The sequence below is a fragment of the Mesorhizobium sp. M0019 genome (genome assembly GCF_040323975.1).
GTDB lineage: Bacteria > Pseudomonadota > Alphaproteobacteria > Rhizobiales > Rhizobiaceae > Mesorhizobium.
Window position 1 is genome coordinate 112,222 of the sequence record NZ_JAMYVK010000002.1, and the last position, 16,449, is coordinate 128,670.

16 protein-coding genes are annotated in these 16,449 nt (G+C 61.1%); 15 read left to right on the plus strand and 1 reads right to left on the minus strand.

The features are described from left to right. Positions 1–12 precede the first annotated feature (12 nt). The 4 genes from queA (at position 13) to NKK47_RS02675 (ending at position 4,096) form a co-directional block, all read left to right on the plus strand. Entirely contained in the window at positions 13–1,098 is a 1,086-nt protein-coding gene (gene queA, locus NKK47_RS02660) for a tRNA preQ1(34) S-adenosylmethionine ribosyltransferase-isomerase QueA (protein WP_352455714.1), read from the plus strand. Then, positions 1,088–1,372, plus strand: coding sequence for a hypothetical protein (locus NKK47_RS02665; RefSeq protein WP_352455715.1), 285 nt, complete (start codon positions 1,088–1,090; stop codon positions 1,370–1,372). The genes queA and NKK47_RS02665 overlap by 11 nt, the downstream gene beginning before the upstream one ends. Further along, positions 1,365–2,495, plus strand: a complete 1,131-nt coding sequence (gene tgt, locus NKK47_RS02670; RefSeq protein ID WP_023674880.1) for a tRNA guanosine(34) transglycosylase Tgt — start codon at positions 1,365–1,367, stop codon at positions 2,493–2,495. Before NKK47_RS02665 ends, tgt begins: the two co-directional genes overlap by 8 nt. A gap of 221 nt (positions 2,496–2,716) precedes the next feature. Then, complete coding sequence (locus tag NKK47_RS02675; protein WP_352455716.1) at positions 2,717–4,096, plus strand: glycosyltransferase family protein; 1,380 nt, start codon at positions 2,717–2,719, stop codon at positions 4,094–4,096. A gap of 9 nt (positions 4,097–4,105) precedes the next feature. Here the strand turns inward: NKK47_RS02675 and NKK47_RS02680 are convergent, their stop codons facing one another. After that, a complete protein-coding gene (locus NKK47_RS02680; protein WP_352455762.1) occupies positions 4,106–4,525 on the minus strand; it encodes a DUF4864 domain-containing protein in 420 nt (139 codons plus the stop codon). 241 nt (positions 4,526–4,766) lie between these two features. Between NKK47_RS02680 and NKK47_RS02685 the strand changes: the two genes are divergently transcribed. From NKK47_RS02685 to NKK47_RS02735, 11 genes are all read left to right on the plus strand, one after another. Further along, complete coding sequence (locus NKK47_RS02685; protein ID WP_023674883.1) at positions 4,767–5,003, plus strand: Lrp/AsnC ligand binding domain-containing protein; 237 nt, start codon at positions 4,767–4,769, stop codon at positions 5,001–5,003. Between the two features lie 172 nt (positions 5,004–5,175). After that, positions 5,176–6,588, plus strand: coding sequence for a circularly permuted type 2 ATP-grasp protein (locus NKK47_RS02690; RefSeq protein ID WP_352455717.1), 1,413 nt, complete (start codon positions 5,176–5,178; stop codon positions 6,586–6,588). Between the two features lie 213 nt (positions 6,589–6,801). After that, complete coding sequence (locus NKK47_RS02695; RefSeq protein ID WP_023674885.1) at positions 6,802–7,743, plus strand: alpha-E domain-containing protein; 942 nt, start codon at positions 6,802–6,804, stop codon at positions 7,741–7,743. Between the two features lie 61 nt (positions 7,744–7,804). Beyond that, complete coding sequence (locus NKK47_RS02700) at positions 7,805–8,599, plus strand: transglutaminase family protein (RefSeq protein ID WP_352455718.1); 795 nt, start codon at positions 7,805–7,807, stop codon at positions 8,597–8,599. A gap of 31 nt (positions 8,600–8,630) precedes the next feature. Next, positions 8,631–9,362, plus strand: a complete 732-nt coding sequence (locus NKK47_RS02705) for a proteasome-type protease (protein ID WP_254817354.1) — start codon at positions 8,631–8,633, stop codon at positions 9,360–9,362. A gap of 61 nt (positions 9,363–9,423) precedes the next feature. After that, the gene (locus tag NKK47_RS02710) at positions 9,424–10,836 is read left to right on the plus strand and encodes a pyridoxal phosphate-dependent decarboxylase family protein (RefSeq protein WP_352455719.1); all 1,413 of its coding nucleotides are present in this window, start codon (positions 9,424–9,426) and stop codon (positions 10,834–10,836) included. Positions 10,837–10,964: 128 nt separating this feature from the next. Next, positions 10,965–11,732: a DeoR/GlpR family DNA-binding transcription regulator gene (locus NKK47_RS02715; RefSeq protein WP_023674889.1), complete on the plus strand. Its 768-nt coding sequence runs from the start codon at positions 10,965–10,967 to the stop codon at positions 11,730–11,732. Positions 11,733–11,857: 125 nt separating this feature from the next. Continuing rightward, positions 11,858–13,384, plus strand: coding sequence for a glycerol-3-phosphate dehydrogenase (gene glpD, locus NKK47_RS02720; RefSeq protein WP_352575006.1), 1,527 nt, complete (start codon positions 11,858–11,860; stop codon positions 13,382–13,384). Between the two features lie 39 nt (positions 13,385–13,423). Then, positions 13,424–14,503 carry an ABC transporter ATP-binding protein gene (locus tag NKK47_RS02725; protein ID WP_352575008.1) on the plus strand — a complete coding sequence of 360 codons (1,080 nt, stop codon included), beginning with the start codon at positions 13,424–13,426 and terminating at the stop codon, positions 14,501–14,503. A gap of 9 nt (positions 14,504–14,512) precedes the next feature. After that, the gene (locus NKK47_RS02730; RefSeq protein ID WP_352455722.1) at positions 14,513–15,580 is read left to right on the plus strand and encodes an ABC transporter ATP-binding protein; all 1,068 of its coding nucleotides are present in this window, start codon (positions 14,513–14,515) and stop codon (positions 15,578–15,580) included. Between the two features lies 1 nt (position 15,581). Next, positions 15,582–16,448, plus strand: coding sequence for a carbohydrate ABC transporter permease (locus NKK47_RS02735; protein WP_023674893.1), 867 nt, complete (start codon positions 15,582–15,584; stop codon positions 16,446–16,448). The last annotated feature ends 1 nt before the right edge of the window (position 16,449 follow it).

Sequence of the window (16,449 nt, forward strand, 5' to 3'; positions counted from 1 at the left end):
GGCGGGGATCTCTTGCGCGTCGACCTTTTCGACTTCGATCTGCCGGAGGAGCGCATCGCGCTTCGCCCAGCCGAGCCGCGCGACAGTGCCAGGATGCTGGTGGTCAGGCCGGGTGAGGGGCTCGAGGACCGGACAGTGCGCGACCTGCCGGCCCTGCTCAAGGCCGGTGATCTGCTGGTCTTCAACGACACCAAGGTCATTCCGGCACAATTGAAGGGCATCAGGCGGCGCGGCGAGGCGGCGGCGCAGGTCGAAGCCACGCTGCATATGCGGATGGCGCCCGACCGCTGGCTCGCCTTCATGCGTCCGGGCAAGCGCATCGCCGCCGGCGATCGCATCCATTTCGGTCATGACGCCAATTCCTGCTTTCTCGGCCAACTCGATGCGACCGTGATCGAGAAGGGAGAAGGTGGCGAGGTGCTGCTCGGCTTCGACCTGTCAGGTCCGTTCCTCGACGAGGCGCTGCATGCCGTCGGCCACATCCCGCTACCGCCCTACATCGCTTCCAAGCGTGACGACGACGAACGCGACCGCAGCGATTACCAGACCATTTATGCCAAGGAGGAGGGCGCCGTGGCCGCGCCGACGGCAGGGCTGCATTTCACGCCGGAGCTGTTTGCGACGCTCGACGCCAAGGGCATAGAGCGCCGTTTCGTCACGCTGCATGTCGGCGCCGGTACGTTCCTGCCGGTGAAGGCGGACGACACCGCCGACCACAAGATGCACGCCGAAACCGGTTCGGTCAGCCCGGAAACCGCCGAAGCGCTGAATGCGGCGAAGGCAAAAGGAGGGCGCATTATCGCCGTCGGCACGACATCGCTGCGCTTGTTGGAGAGCGCGGCCGGCGAGGACGGCAGGCTGGCCGCATGGTCAGGCCCGACAGACATCTTCATCACGCCCGGCTATCGCTTCAAGACCGCAGACATGCTGATGACCAATTTCCATCTGCCGCGTTCGACGCTGTTCATGCTGGTTTCGGCCTTCTGCGGTTTGCAGACGATGCGCGCGGCCTATGCGCATGCGATCGAGAACCGCTACAGGTTTTATTCCTATGGAGATGCAAGTCTTCTGTTCAGGGAGGATACCGATGGACGATGACCTGGAAACCTTCGACCGCGAAGCCTTGATCGCCGAGGTCAGGAAACTGCGCGCCGGCATCCGCCAACACCGCGACGCCACCGGCCATGATCTGTGCTGGCATCATCCCGACCTCTGGTCACTTTTGCCCGAAAAGACCGAGCCGGCGATTGCCGTGCCGCCGTGGCCGAAATTCATGCGCGGCTGCATCCGCTACCGGCAATCACTCGACAAGCAGGCCCCGGACGCGCCGGTATTCGACAAGGACTCGATGGCTAGGGAATTCGATGACTGACGCATTCACCTTCAAGGTGCTGGCGACCGACGGCAGGGCGCGGCGTGGTGCAATCACCATGCCGCGCGGGGAAATCCGCACGCCTGCCTTCATGCCGGTCGGTACCGGCGGCACGGTGAAGGCCATGTATATGGATCAGGTGCGCGGCGTCGGCTCGGACATTATCCTCGGCAACACCTACCACCTGATGCTAAGACCCGGCGCCGAGCGCGTGGCGCGGCTCGGCGGCCTGCATGAATTCGCCCGCTGGCAGCATCCAATCCTGACCGACAGCGGCGGCTTCCAGGTGATGTCGCTGTCGAAGCTGCGGAAACTGACCGAGAACGGCGTTACCTTCCGTTCGCATATCGACGGCGGCGCCTACGAGATGTCGCCGGAGCGTTCGATAGAGATCCAGGGGCTGCTCGATTCCGACATCCAGATGCAGCTCGACGAATGCACGGCGCTGCCGGCCAAGCAGAACGAGATCGAGCGTGCCATGGAGTTGTCGTTGCGTTGGGCCGAGCGTTGCAAGACGGCATTCGGCGAGCAGCCCGGCAAGGCGATGTTCGGCATTGTGCAAGGCGGCGACGTGCCGGATCTGCGGCTGCGCTCGGCGCAGGCGCTGAAGGCAATGGAGCTGAAGGGCTATGCGATCGGCGGGCTGGCTGTCGGCGAGCCGCAAGCGGTGATGCTGGAGATGCTCGACATCACTTGCCCGGAGCTGCCGGCTGACCGGCCGCGCTACCTGATGGGCGTCGGCACCCCGGACGACATTTTGAAGTCGGTGGCGCGCGGCATCGACATGTTCGACTGCGTGATGCCGACGCGGGCGGGGCGCCACGGCCTTGCATACACACGGCGCGGCAAGGTCAATCTGCGCAACGCCCGCCATGCCGACGATCCGCGTCCGCTCGATGAGGAAAGCGACTGCCCGGCCGCACGCGACTATTCGCGGGCCTATTTGCACCATCTGGTGCGCTCGCAAGAGGCGCTTGGGGCGATGCTCCTGACCTGGAACAATCTGTCCTATTACCAGCAGCTGATGCGCGACATTCGTGAAGCGATCGAGGCTGGCAGGTTCGCCGAACAAGCCGAGATCATCACGCAGCAATGGGCAAACGGTGACCTCGCCGTCCGGTAGGCATGCTCGCCAGGAATCCGGCTCCAGGGAGGAGTTGCCCCTGCCATGAACTGTTTTGAAACGACTGCCTAATAAGCATTGCCGGACGACATCGGGCGAGGATCAAGAACCTGTTCGTTTCGGGGCAAGTTTCAGTTCTTGGCACGACGGTGCGGACGAACGGCATCGCCGAGCCTTCGCCTTCGACCCCCATCGCGGTTCAGCGATGGACGGCTGGGTCGTTGCTTGCCATTCTGGCGATCGCAGTGACCGGCCTGGTCTTGCGCTTGCTTGGCGCGCGCGGCGACCTTTGGCTGGACGAGATCTGGAGCTTTGCGCTGATCGAGCCGCTTACCTCGATCGACCAGATATTCTGGCGCGTCAATCACGACAACAATCATTTCCTCAACTCGGTCTATCTCTATCTCATTGGCCCCGATGCTTCGCCGCTGATCCAGCGAGGTCTGTCGATAGCATTAGGTGTTGCCACGATCGGTGCGGCGGCAGCGAGCGCCGCATCGCGCGGACGACAGGCGATGATTGCCACAAGCCTGTTATTTGCCGTGAGCTACCCAATGATCCATTACGGCTCGGAGGCGCGCGGCTATGCCGGCCTTGTGCTGTTCACGCTGCTGTCGGTCGTTTTTCTGGAGCGCCGGCTCGACAGTAGACGGTGGTCTGGCGTGGCCTTGGCAGCGGCGATCCTTTTCGGCTTCCTGTGCCACCTCACCATGATCGGATTGGTGGCGGTCCTCGCAATATGGACCGCCTGGCTCGCCTGGCAGCGTACGGCGAAGGTCGGCCGTGTCGTTGCGGACCTGGCGTCGATCTTCCTGCCGGGCTTGCTTGCCGTGCTGCCGCTGGCTGTCGGCGTGTTTGTCGGCTGCAGGCTGTTCGGCTTCAGTGTCGGTGGTGTTTCGCCGTTCTCGATTGCCGCCTTCGCGCAGGGCTATGGCGGGATGATCCGCTCTCTGTTCGGGCTGCCACCCTGGTTCGGCGACAGGCCCTACATCGTTGCCGCCTGCGGTCTTGTCGGCCTCTCCGCCGGTGTCTGGCGCGGTCGTCGAGCCAGCCTTTATGCCATCGGGATTATCGGACTGCCTTTGCTCATGGCGGCGGCGCATCTGCCCAACCTCGAGTTCCCACGCTATTTCATCATCAGCGGAACATTGCTGCTGCTGTGGGCCGGCGAGATGATTGGCCGCGGCCTGGATGCTCGCGGGACTGCAAGGCTACTTGCGATGGGAGCGCTGGCGATCGTGGTGACTGGAAGCATTTCGTCGCTGCTTCAGTTCTATCAATATGGACGCGGCTCCTACGCCGCTATCGTTGATGAAATGACCAGGAACGGCGCAACCACCTATGCCAGCGACGGTAATTTCCGCACCCCCATTGTCGTCAACTATTTTGCGGCGCGAATGGATCGTCGGGCATTGCTGGTTCCAGACGACGGGATGTGCACCGAACGGCCCACCTGGCTGGTCCTCGAGGGGGACGTGGACAACCAAGCCGAACATGTCGAACCGACGGCCGCATGCGGTCTGGCGTATGAACGGGCCGATGCGTCGAGGCATTGGGGGTTTTCAGGCCTGAGCTGGACGCTCTACCGGCGACAGGATTGAAACACCCCTTTAGGTGCTGAGCGACGTGGACGCACGCAGGCTGCAGCCGGTGATCCGAAAGCTGCCGTCAGGCTGTAGTTCGAGCGTGTAGACCGCCTCGTAGTCCTTGCCATCCGGGCCGACGATCAGCACTTGCTGGATGATCGACGTCGGGCTCGTCTCGCGAACCTTGCCGAAGGAGTAGGTCTGCGGTTGGCGCACCGGCGGATAGCCTTTTGTCACCATGTTCATGAAGGTATCGACGGTCGGAAAGATGCGTTTCACATTCGGTGCGGCAAAGCTGTAGGCCGTCATTCCGTCATTGGCGATGAAGGCCCTCAACTGCCCATCGATGACCGTCTGCGCCGCTTTGACTTCGGCGTCGCCAGCAAAGGCCTGGGATGCGAAAATGAATGGAACGACTGCGAATGCGAAAAACGCGCGGCGCATGGCCTGTCTCCGTTGTCCCTGAGAAATCGCTGCCTGAAGGTACATGATACCATACGCTTTGCAGTGCTTCAGGGTTTCAGCCGAGCGCAAACATTCGGCGTGGCAGTCCGTGTCCGAGCCGAGAAGCATTGTCGAGGCGAGAACAGCCTGAGCGATTGCCGATGCTTGAAAGGCGAACGGCAGTCTGCCACAAGGGCCGCTCGATTATACCTAGAGCGTGCGATGTGAGCAGGACCAGGCAATGAAGGCATTTTTCGTGCAGATAAAGTGCGATCTGGGCAAGGCCTACGACGTTGCCAGCGCCCTGGCCGATGCCGAGATTGCTTCGGAAATCTACTCGACAGCCGGAAACTACGACCTGCTCGCCAAATTCTATGTCGACGACGAGGAAGACATCGGCCACTTCGTCAACGAGAAAGTGCAGATTCTCCCGGGCATCAAGGACACGTTCACGGTCGTCACCTTTCGCGCTTTTTGATCCGCATCCGGCATCTGCCCGGACACCAGGCAAAGCCTGATCAAGGCCCTATTGGTGCTGCCTTAATTTTAGGCAAGTGCGATATACTGATCGCCGGCGCCCAACAAATCACCGATTGCGCTTGATTTTCTCCAGCGAGGCCAGTGAAATGGCGCCACAGGGGAGTATGCGATTGGCAGCGTTCGATGAAATGCTTCCGGAAGTTTCCGGGCTGAGAAAACCGTATTCGGCTTACGATCGCTGGCTGAAGGAACAGGACCCGGCCAGACTTAGCGAGAAGATGCAGGACGCCGAACGCGTCTTTCGCAAGACAGGCATCACTTTCGCCGTCTACGGCGAGCAGGAAGCATCGGAGCGGCTGATACCCTTCGACATCGTTCCGCGCATCATTTCGGGCAATGAATGGCGACGGCTGACGCAAGGCATCGAGCAGCGCGTCCAGGCGCTGAACGCCTTTCTCGACGACATCTACCATCGCCAGGAGATCTTGCGCGCCGGCCGGGTGCCGAAGGAGTTGATCGCCAAGAACGAGGCGTTCCTGCCCGAGATGATCGGGGTGCGGCCGCCGGCCGGCGTCTATACCCACATTATCGGCGTCGACATCGTACGCATTAGCGAGAACGAGTTCTACGTGCTGGAGGACAACGCGCGCACGCCGTCCGGCGTCTCCTACATGCTGGAGAATCGCGAGACGATGATGCAGCTCTTCCCCGAGTTGTTCCAGCAGATCAAGGTGCGGCCGGTTGAGAATTACCCGCAGCTCTTGCGCCAGTCGCTGGCGGCAGTGCGGCCGCAAAGCACCAAGGGCGCGCCGACCATTGCCGTGCTGACGCCGGGCAGCTTCAACTCAGCCTATTTCGAACATGCTTTCCTTGCCGACCAGATGGGCGTGCAGCTTGTCGAGGGGCAGGATCTGCGCGTCGTCGATGGCCATGTCGCGATGCGCACCACCGAGGGCTACAAGCAGATCGACGTGCTTTACCGGCGTGTCGACGACTCGTTCCTCGATCCGCTGACCTTCCGCCCCGACTCGGCACTTGGCGTGCCGGGCATTATGGACGTCTACCGCGCCGGCAACATCACGATCGCCAATGCGCCGGGAACCGGCATCGCCGACGACAAGGCGATCTATTCGTACATGCCCGAGATCGTCGAATTCTACACCGGCCGCAAGGCGATGCTCGGCAACATCCCGACCTGGCGCTGCTCGGAGCCGGACAGCCTGAAATACGTGCTCGAACACATCGACGAATTGGTGATCAAGGAAGTCCACGGCTCCGGCGGTTACGGCATGCTGGTCGGTCCGGCGGCGACCAAGAAGGAATGCGAGGAGTTTTCCAAAAAGCTCGCGGCAAAACCGTCGAACTACATCGCCCAGCCGACGCTGGCGCTGTCGACCTGTCCGATCCTGACGGACAAGGGGCTGGCGCCGCGCCATGTCGATCTGCGCCCCTATGTGCTGGTTTCCGACCGTATCCAGATCGTGCCCGGCGGGCTGACCCGAGTAGCGCTCAAGGAAGGCTCGCTGGTCGTCAATTCCTCGCAAGGCGGGGGCACGAAGGATACGTGGGTGTTGGATGATTAGAGTGGAAGTAGCGAGTAGTGAATAGTGAATAGTGAATAGTGAATAGTGAATAGTGAATAGTGAATAGTGAATAGTGAATAGTGAATAGGTAAGGATATGGGTCGTTGATGTTGGTGAAATGCCCTGAAGTGAAGCGCGCGGGATCGTGCCCTGGAATCTGGATAGTCACCATTCACCATTCACCTTTCACTATTCACCACAGGACCGCCTGACATGCTTCTCGGCCGCACCGCCAACGGGCTCTACTGGATGAACCGCTACATCGAGCGGGCGGAAAACATGGCGCGATTGGTGGATGCCGGCCTGCGCATGGCGCTGACTCGTACCCAGAACGCTTCGGAGGAGTGGAATTCGGTGCTGCTCAGCGCCGGTTCAGACGCCAGCTTCACGCAGAAATATTCCGACTACACCGCCGCCAATGTCGCCGACTATCTGCTGCGCGACACATCGAACCCGTCGAGCACGATGTCGTCTATCGAAACGGCCCGTAACAATGCCCGCATGGTGCGCACGGCATTGACGCGTGAAACCTGGGAAAGCATCAACGAAGCCTGGATGTCGCTGAAGCGGATGCTGGCCAAGCCGATCGACGAGCGCGACCTGCCCAACGCGCTCGACGCAATCAAGCGCGAGACGGCGCTGATCCGCGGCTCGTTCTACGGCACGATGCTGCGCAACGAGATTTTCGATTTCTCGCAGCTCGGCACGTATGTCGAACGCGCCGACAACACCGCGCGCATCCTGGATGTGAAATACTACGTGCTGTTGCCGTCGATCTCCTGGGTCGGCTCGACGCTCGACAACTACCAGTGGGAATCGATCCTGCGCTCGGTGTCGGCGCACCGTTCCTATCGCTGGGTCTATGATGCCGACTACAAGCCGAGCAACATCGCCGATTATCTGATCCTCAACGTCCGCATGCCGCGCTCGCTGACCTTTTGCTACCGCTTCCTGACGGAGCATCTCAAATTCCTGGGTGACGACTATGGGGAGCGCCACGCCTGTCATGCAACGGCTGCCAAGACCCAGGCCATGCTGACGGCCGGGTCGATCAAGGATATTTTCGACGCCGGCCTGCACGAATTTCTGGCCAATTTCATCCGCGACAACACCAGGCTCGGCGACGAGATCGCGCAGGATTACAGGTTCTATTGAGCATGACCCCAAAAAGCGGAGATCGGTTTTCGGAAAAGCTCATGCTCCAGGGACGAGAGCGATGCGGCTGAAGATCACCCACCGAACCGAATACCGCTACGATGCGCCGGTGCACTATCTGTTGCAGCGTTTGCGGCTGCTCCCGGTGAACGGGCGCACCCAGACGGTACTGTCCTGGGCGCTGAAGATCGAAGGCGCACGCGAAGAAGTGCGCTTCACCGATCATTTCGGCAACGATACCCGGCTGTTGAGCGTCGAGGGCGAGCGCGACTTCATCACCGTCGAAGCAGCCGGCGAAGTGGTGACGCGCGACACCGCTGGCGTCTGCGGACCGCACCAGGGTTTCGCGCCGCTCTGGCTGTTCGGCCAGGAAACGCCGCTGACGACGATCGGCAGCGGCATTCGCGAGCTTGCTGCCTCGGTCGGCAAGGGTACCGACATCGAAAGGCTGCACCGGTTGATGGCGGTGATCGGCGAGCGCGTCGCTTATACGCCGGACACCACCAACGTGACGACGCCGGCCGAAGAGGCCCTGGCGCTCAAGACCGGCGTTTGCCAGGATCACAGCCACATCTTCGTTGCCGCGGCGCGTGCCATGGATTTTCCGGCCCGCTATATCAGCGGCTACCTGATGATGGATGCGGCCATCGAGCAGGCGGCAAGCCACGCCTGGGCCGAGGCGCATGTCTCGGGCCTCGGCTGGGTCGCCTTCGATGTCGCCAACGGCATTTCTCCGGACGAGCGTTATGTGAAGGTGGCGACCGGCCGCGATTATCGCGACGCCACGCCGGTATCTGGAATTCGGCTGGGACAGGCGGAAGAACAGCTTGCGGTCACCGTCACCGTGGAGCAGTAATCCCCGGCAAGATTGTTGCCAAAGAGATTCGATGACCTATTGCGTCGGCCTGAAGATCGATCGCGGGCTCGTGTTCATGTCGGACACGCGCACCAACGCCGGCATGGATTCGATCTCGACCTTCAGGAAGATGCATGTCTGGGAAGAGCCGGGCGAGCGCGTCATCGTTTTGATGTCGGCCGGCAATCTGGCGACGACGCAGGCCGTGGTCAGCCTGCTCGACGAACGCACCAAGGCAGTGGCGGAGCGCCGTGCCACACTGCTCGAAACGCCCTCCATGTACCAGACAGTCCGGTTGGTCGGAGACACCGTCAAGGAGGTCATCGCCAGTTCATCGCCGGCGGGCGAAAAGGCGGATTCCTACTTCAACGCCTCCTTCATCCTCGGCGGTCAGATCAAGGGCAGCGCGCCGCGCCTGTTCATGATCTATCCGGAAGGCAATTTCATCGAATCGACCGACGACACGCCGTTCTTCCAGATCGGTGAGACCAAATACGGCAAGCCTATCATTATCCGCGCTTATGAAAGGACGATGAGTTTCGCCGAGACGGTGAAGTTGCTGCTGGTGTCGTTCGACTCGACGCTGAAGTCGAACCTGTCGGTCGGCCTGCCGCTCGACCTGCTGTTCTATGAAAAGGACACGTTCAAGGTCGGCCTCAAAAAGCGAATAACCCAGGACGATCAATATTATCGTACGATCTCGGATAGCTGGTCGAATGCGCTGAAGACCGCCTTTGCCAGTCTGCCTGATTTTCCCGAATGAAAACCTTCGTTTTTCGTGCTCTTTGATCGCGGCTCGATGAGGCGCCACGGAGGCGAAGAAGATGAATAGCAACGAATTCCGCGAGTGGTCGCTGCGAGCGGCTGAATGGGGCGTCGACTACAGAAACAGCCTTCGCGAGAGACCGGTGCGGCCGCTTGTCGAGCCGGGCGAAATCTTCAAAAGCGTCGATGCCGCGCCGCCGGAAGACGGTGAAACGATGCAGGCAATCTTCGCCGATTTCGAACAAAAGATCCTGCCTGGCATGACGCACTGGCAGCATCCGCGTTTCTTCGCCTATTTCCCGGCCAATGCGGCACCGGTCTCCGTCGTGGCCGAGTATCTGGTTTCCGCGATGGCCGCGCAATGCATGCTCTGGCAGACCTCGCCGGCGGCAACCGAGCTCGAGACGCGTGTCGTCGACTGGATGCGGCAGGCGCTTGGTTTGCCGGAGGGATTCTCCGGCGTCATGCAGGATTCGGCTTCGTCGGCGACGCTTGCCGCCGTGCTGACCATGCGCGAGCGCGCGCTCGACTGGCAAGGCAACAAGAACGGCTTGCAGGGGCAGCCGGTCGTGCGGATCTATTCTTCCGACCAAGTCCATACTTCTATCGACCGGGCGATCTGGGTGTCGGGCATCGGCGAGGCGAACCTCGTGCGCATTCCGGTCGCCGGACGCTTCCGCGCCATGCAGACGGCGGCTCTGGAAGCCGCGATCGTTACCGACCGCGAAAACGGCATGCTGCCGGCGGGCATCATCGCCAGCGTCGGCGGCACAAGTACCGGCGGCACCGACAATGTGGCGGCTGTTGCCGAGGTGGCGAAGCGGCACGGGCTCTACCTGCATGTCGATGCCGCATGGGCCGGCTCCGCCATGATCTGCCCCGAGTTCCGGCATTTCTGGACCGGCGCCGAAAATGCCGATTCCATCGTCTTCAACCCGCATAAATGGTTGGGGGCACAGTTCGATTGCTCGATGCAGTTCATCCGCCAGCCGGAAGACCTGGTCCGCACGCTGGCGATCAAGCCCGAATTCCTCAAGACGCATGGCCGCGACGGGGTCATCAACTACTCCGAATGGTCGGTGCCGCTCGGCCGAAGATTCCGCGCGTTGAAACTTTGGTTCCTGCTGCGTGCGCATGGCTTGGAAAATCTGCGGACCATGATCCGCAACCATGTCGCCTGGAGCGAGAGCCTCGCCGCGCGGCTGGCTCGGGAACCGGATTTCGAGATCGTCACGGAACCGATGCTGTCGCTATTCTCATTCCGCCATCTCGCGGCTGCGGCCATCGACTCTGACGAGCGCAATTTGCGGTTGGTCAGCGCGATCAACGATGACGGCCGCATTTACCTGACGCAGACCCGGGTGGACGGGCAGGTGGCGATCCGCTTTCAGGTCGGGCAGTTCGAAACGACTGCGGCGGACGTCGATACTGCTTTCGAGGTCATCACTGAGATCGCGCGGGGGCTGAGTTGATACCCTCGTCGAGATTGCGCCGGAGCTTTTCTCTCTGCAGTCGCCCGATTTTCATTAGCCGGCCCATAGCTGTTCATGGCTTTCGTTTTCAGCTATAGACGAGAAAAACGAAAATGAGAGGTTGCTAGATGTATCTGTCGCCGCGTCATTCCGAAATCATCCAGATGGCCAAGGACCATGGCCGCGTACTGGTCGAGGAGCTGGCGACGCATTTCAACGTGACGCCGCAGACGATCCGCAAGGATCTCAACGATCTCTGCGACCAGCGGCTTTTGTCCCGCATCCATGGCGGGGCATTGTTCCCCTCCGGCATCGAGAACATGGAATATGAGGCTCGGCGCAAGATCGCCGCCGAGGAGAAGGAGGCGATCGGCCGCGCAGCAGCCCGGCTGATCCCCGACAACGCGTCTCTGTTCATCAATATCGGGACAACGACGGAAGCTGTCAGCAAGTCGCTGCTCGATCACAGCGGCCTGATGGTCATCACCAATAACATCAATGTTGCCAACAGGATGCGCATATATCCTTCGATCGAGGTGGTGATCGCCGGCGGTGTCGTGCGCGGTTCCGACGGCGGTGTGGTCGGCGAGGCCGCGGTCGATTTCATCAGGCAGTTCAAGGTCGATTTTGCGGTGATCGGCGCCTCGGCCATCGACCATGACGGCGCACTGCTCGACTTCGATTTTCGCGAGGTGAAGGTGGCTCAGGCGATCATCGCCAACGCCCGACATGTGATCCTGGTGTCGGACCAGACCAAATTCGAGCGCACCGCGCCCGTCCGCATCGGCCATCTGTCGCAGGTCAACACCTTTATCACCGATCGTTGCGACATCCCGTCGGTGCGTAAGATCTGCCAGGAGGCAGAAGTTCAGCTGATCGAAACGTCGCTCTCCTAGAGATGCCGTAGCGGCATCTTCCGCCTATCATATTTCGTTTGACATTCGTTATCATTTCGAAATAATTCCTCTACGGTTTCGCAAGAACCCAAAAATGCTGCAATGCGAAATCGAGGGAGGATTCTTTGAGCGCATCACCGATTCATGACATTTTCGTCATCGGTGGCGGCATCAATGGCTGCGGCATCGCCCGCGATGCCGTTGGACGTGGCTTTTCGGTTTTTCTTGCCGAGATGAACGATCTGGCCAGCGGGACCTCTTCCGGCTCGACCAAACTGATCCACGGCGGCTTGCGCTATCTCGAATTCTACGAATTCCGTCTGGTGCGCGAAGCGCTGATGGAACGCGAGGTCCTGTGGAGGAACGCGCCGCATATCATCTGGCCGATGCGCTTCGTGCTGCCATACGCCAAGGGACTGCGTCCGGCCTGGCTCATCCGGCTCGGGCTTTTCCTCTACGACCATATTGGCGGGCGCAAATTGCTGCCGCCGACGAAAACGCTGGACATGGCCAAGGATCCGGCCGGCAAGCCGCTGAAACCGCTGTTTCGAAAGGCGTTCGAATATTCGGACAGTTGGGTCAACGATGCCCGGCTGGTTGTGTTGAACGCCCGCGACGCTGCCGAGCGCGGCGCAACCATTCGAACCCGAACAAAGGTCGTCAGCGCACGCCGCGAAGGCAATCTCTGGACGGTCAGGCTTGAAAATGTGCGGACCGGCCATACCGAGGAGGTCAAGGCGCGGCTGCTGGTCAATGCCGCCGGCCCGTGGGTCGATCAGGTGCTGTCGGCCACCGTCGGCTTGAACGACGTGCACAATGTCCGCCTCGTACAAGGCAGCCATATCGTCGTGGGCAAGAAATTCGACGACCCACGCGCCTATTTCTTTCAGAACAAGGACGGGCGCATCATTTTCGCCATTCCTTACGAGGACGAATTCACGCTCATCGGCACCACCGACCGTGACTATCCCGGCGATCCGCACAACGTCAGGATCAATGACGCCGAGATCGACTATCTCTGCGCTGCGGCAAGCGAATATTTCGCGCAGCCGGTCAAGCCGTCGGATATCGTCTGGACCTATTCCGCGGTGCGACCGCTCTACGACGATGGCGCCTCAAAGGCGCAGGAAGCCACCCGAGACTATGTGCTGAAGGCCGATGGAGGCGAGGGTGCCGCCCCGATCGTCAACGCCTTTGGCGGCAAGATCACGACCTACCGCCGATTGTCGGAATCGATGCTCGAGAAGATCGAGGGTTTTCTCGGCAAGCGCGGCAAACCATGGACGGCAAACGCGCCGCTGCCCGGCGGTGACTTTCCCGTCACCGGCTTCGATGCCGAGGTGGCGAAACTGAAAACGGCGTACCCGTTCCTCGACGCCCGGCTGGCCCGCCGGTTGACCCGGCTCTACGGCACCCGCGCAAGGAAGCTGCTGGGCCTCGCCAAGTCGAACGTCGATCTTGGCCGCAACTTCGGCCCCGATCTCTACGAAGCCGAGGTGCGCTACCTCGTCGAAAACGAATGGGCGATGACTGCCGAGGATGTATTGTGGCGCCGGACCAAGCGCGGCCTGCGTCTCAGCCGTGAGCAGGCGGCAGTGCTCGACGAGTTCATGCGCGGAATAAGCCGGCAGCACGTAGCGGCTGCCGAATAGGAACGGCCGACTGATGCAGAAAGCCTGGGAGGAGGCATCATGCTTGAACTGAGAAACGTGACGAAGACGGTGGGTGCGGCGGAACATATCCGCGACGTCTCGCTGACGCTTCAGCACGGCTCGCTCAACGTCCTGCTCGGGCCGACGCTCTCCGGCAAGACCAGCCTGATGCGGCTGATGGCGGGCCTCGACGTGCCGACCTCGGGCTCGGTCTGGTTCGATGGCAAGGATGTCACCGGCATGCCGGTGCAAAGGCGCAACGTCGCCATGGTCTACCAGCAATTCATCAATTATCCGGCGATGACGGTCTACGAAAACATCGCCTCACCGCTGCGGGTGGCCGGCACGGATCAGGCAACGATCGACAGGGAGGTGCGCAATGCCGCCGCCCTTCTCAAACTAACGCCCTATCTCGACCGGACGCCTCTCAGTCTGTCGGGCGGCCAGCAGCAGCGCACCGCGCTGGCCCGCGCCATCGTCAAGAATGCCAGCCTCGTGCTGCTCGACGAGCCGCTCGCCAATCTCGACTACAAGCTGCGTGAAGAATTACGCGCGGAACTGCCGAAAGTCTTCGCGGCCGCCGGTACAATCTTTGTTTATGCCACGACCGAGCCGCACGAGGCCTTGCTGCTCGGCGGCAACACGGCAACGCTTTCCGAGGGCAGCATCACCCAGTTCGGGCCGACCATCGAAGTGTTCCGCAAACCGGTCGATCTGGTGACGGCGAGAACCTTCGCCGATCCGCCGCTCAACACCATCGTGCTTGCCAAGAAGGGCCTGGATTTCCTGCTCGAGGGCGGCGTGAAATTGCCGGTGCCGGCGGAACTCTTCGGCATTGCCGATGCGATCTATACGATCGGCTTCCAGCCGCATCATCTGTCCCTCGAACGGCCCAACGCCGCCGCAGTGCCGGTGCGCGCAAAGGTGACGATCACTGAGATCACCGGATCGGAAAGCTTCATCCATCTCGATTTTGCCGATGCGCGCTGGGTCATGCTGACCCACGGCATTCGCGACTTCGAGCCGGACGAGGAGGTCGAGGTGTTCATCGACCCGCGCCACATCATGGTCTTCGACGAGCACGGCCGCGCCGTGGCCGCGCCGAAGCTGGCGGCTTAGGAGGAAGCGATGGCGCGCATCGATGTCAATCATATCCGCCACTCCTATCTGCAGAACCCGCGCACGGATGCCGATTTCGCGCTGAAGGAAGTGCACCACACGTTCGAGGATGGCGGCGCTTATGCGCTGCTCGGCCCATCCGGCTGCGGCAAGACCACGCTGCTCAACATCATTTCGGGATTGCTGCATCCCTCGCATGGCCAGCTGCTGTTCAACGGCAGGGACGTGACCAATCTGTCGACCCAAGAGCGCAACATTGCCCAGGTCTTCCAGTTCCCGGTGATCTACGACACGATGACCGTCTACGACAATCTGGCGTTCCCGCTGCGCAATCGCGGCGTGCCGGAGGCCGACGTCGACCGCAAGGTGCGCGAGACGCTGGAGATGACCGGGCTGGCCGATATGGCCAAACGAAAGGCGCGCGGACTGACCGCCGACCAGAAGCAGAAAATCTCGCTCGGACGCGGGCTGGTGCGCTCCGACGTCAATGCCATCCTGTTCGACGAGCCTTTGACCGTCATCGACCCGCATATGAAATGGGTGCTGCGCTCGCAGTTGAAGCAGCTTCACCGCCGCTTCGGCTACACCATGGTCTATGTCACGCACGACCAGACCGAGGCCTTGACCTTCGCCGACAGGGTGGTCGTCATGTATGACGGCGAAATCGTGCAGATCGGCACACCGGCGGAGCTGTTCGAGCGCCCGCGCCACACCTTTGTCGGCTATTTCATCGGCTCGCCCGGCATGAATGTCATGCCGGTGGCGATCGACGGCAAGACAGCGAAGCTGGGCTCGCAGCAGATCGAACTGCCGGGCGTGCCCAAGGCGGGCGGCGGCGCCATCGAGCTCGGCATCCGTCCCGAATATGTGCGCCTGGGCAGCCAGGGCATGGCCGTCCGGGTCAGCAAGGTCGAGGACGTCGGCCGCCACAAGGTGGTCCGTGCCAATCTCGAAGGACGCGAGATCGCCGCCGTCATCGGCGAGGACGAGACAGTTCCGGCTGATCCGAAGGTGCGGTTCGACCCGGCCGGCATCAACATCTATGCCGATTCCTGGCGCGTCGAGATGGGAGCCTGAAGTGGAAAAGACCTGGAACAACAGAGCCTGGTTCCTGGTGCTGCCGGTGCTGCTGCTGGTGGCGTTCTCGGCGGTCATACCGCTGATGACGGTCGTCAATTATTCGGTGCAGGACACTTTCGGCAATAACGTCTTCTTCTGGGCCGGCACGGAATGGTTCGAGGAACTGCTTTCCTCCAGCCGCTTCTGGCAGGCGATGATCCGCAACCTTGTCTTCTCCTTCATCATCCTGGCGATCGAAGTGCCGCTCGGCATCTTCATTGCGCTCAATATGCCGAAGAAGGGTTGGGGCGTGCCTGTTTGCCTTGTTTTGATGGCGTTGCCGCTGCTGATCCCGTGGAACGTCGTCGGCACCATCTGGCAGGTGTTCGGGCGCAACGACATTGGCCTGCTCGGCTATTACGTCAACGCGCTCGGCATCGACTATAATTATGTGCAAGACCCATATGACGCCTGGGTCACGGTCATCATCATGGACGTCTGGCATTGGACCAGCCTCGTCGTTCTGCTCTGCTATGCCGGCCTGGTCTCGATCCCGGATGCCTTTTATCAGGCGGCCAAGATCGACGGTGCCTCGCGCTGGGCGGTGTTCCGTTACATCCAGCTGCCGAAGATGAACCGCGTGCTGCTGATCGCCGTGCTGCTGCGCTTTATGGATAGCTTCATGATCTACACCGAACCGTTCGTGGTGACCGGCGGCGGACCCGGCAACTCGACGACCTTTCTTTCGATCGATCTCGTCAAGACGGCGCTCGGCCAGTTCGACCTCGGCCCGGCGGCGGCGATGTCGCTGGTCTACTTCCTTATCGTCCTGTTGTTGTCATGGGTGTTCTACACCGTGATGACCAATTACGACGCGGAGCGCTGAG

Bases quoted from the DNA above. Each gene is read 5' to 3' on its own strand.
- NKK47_RS02700 (WP_352455718.1), top strand. From the start codon at position 7,805: ATGCGGCTGAAGATCACCCACCGAACCGAATACCGCTACGATGCGCCG.
- NKK47_RS02695 (WP_023674885.1), top strand. From the start codon at position 6,802: ATGCTTCTCGGCCGCACCGCCAACGGGCTCTACTGGATGAACCGCTAC.
- NKK47_RS02665 (WP_352455715.1), top strand. From the start codon at position 1,088: ATGGACGATGACCTGGAAACCTTCGACCGCGAAGCCTTGATCGCCGAG.
- NKK47_RS02685 (WP_023674883.1), top strand. From the start codon at position 4,767: ATGAAGGCATTTTTCGTGCAGATAAAGTGCGATCTGGGCAAGGCCTAC.
- NKK47_RS02680 (WP_352455762.1), bottom strand. From the start codon at position 4,525: ATGCGCCGCGCGTTTTTCGCATTCGCAGTCGTTCCATTCATTTTCGCA.
- tgt (WP_023674880.1), top strand. From the start codon at position 1,365: ATGACTGACGCATTCACCTTCAAGGTGCTGGCGACCGACGGCAGGGCG.
- NKK47_RS02705 (WP_254817354.1), top strand. From the start codon at position 8,631: ATGACCTATTGCGTCGGCCTGAAGATCGATCGCGGGCTCGTGTTCATG.
- NKK47_RS02715 (WP_023674889.1), top strand. From the start codon at position 10,965: ATGTATCTGTCGCCGCGTCATTCCGAAATCATCCAGATGGCCAAGGAC.
- NKK47_RS02710 (WP_352455719.1), top strand. From the start codon at position 9,424: ATGAATAGCAACGAATTCCGCGAGTGGTCGCTGCGAGCGGCTGAATGG.
- NKK47_RS02730 (WP_352455722.1), top strand. From the start codon at position 14,513: ATGGCGCGCATCGATGTCAATCATATCCGCCACTCCTATCTGCAGAAC.
- NKK47_RS02725 (WP_352575008.1), top strand. From the start codon at position 13,424: ATGCTTGAACTGAGAAACGTGACGAAGACGGTGGGTGCGGCGGAACAT.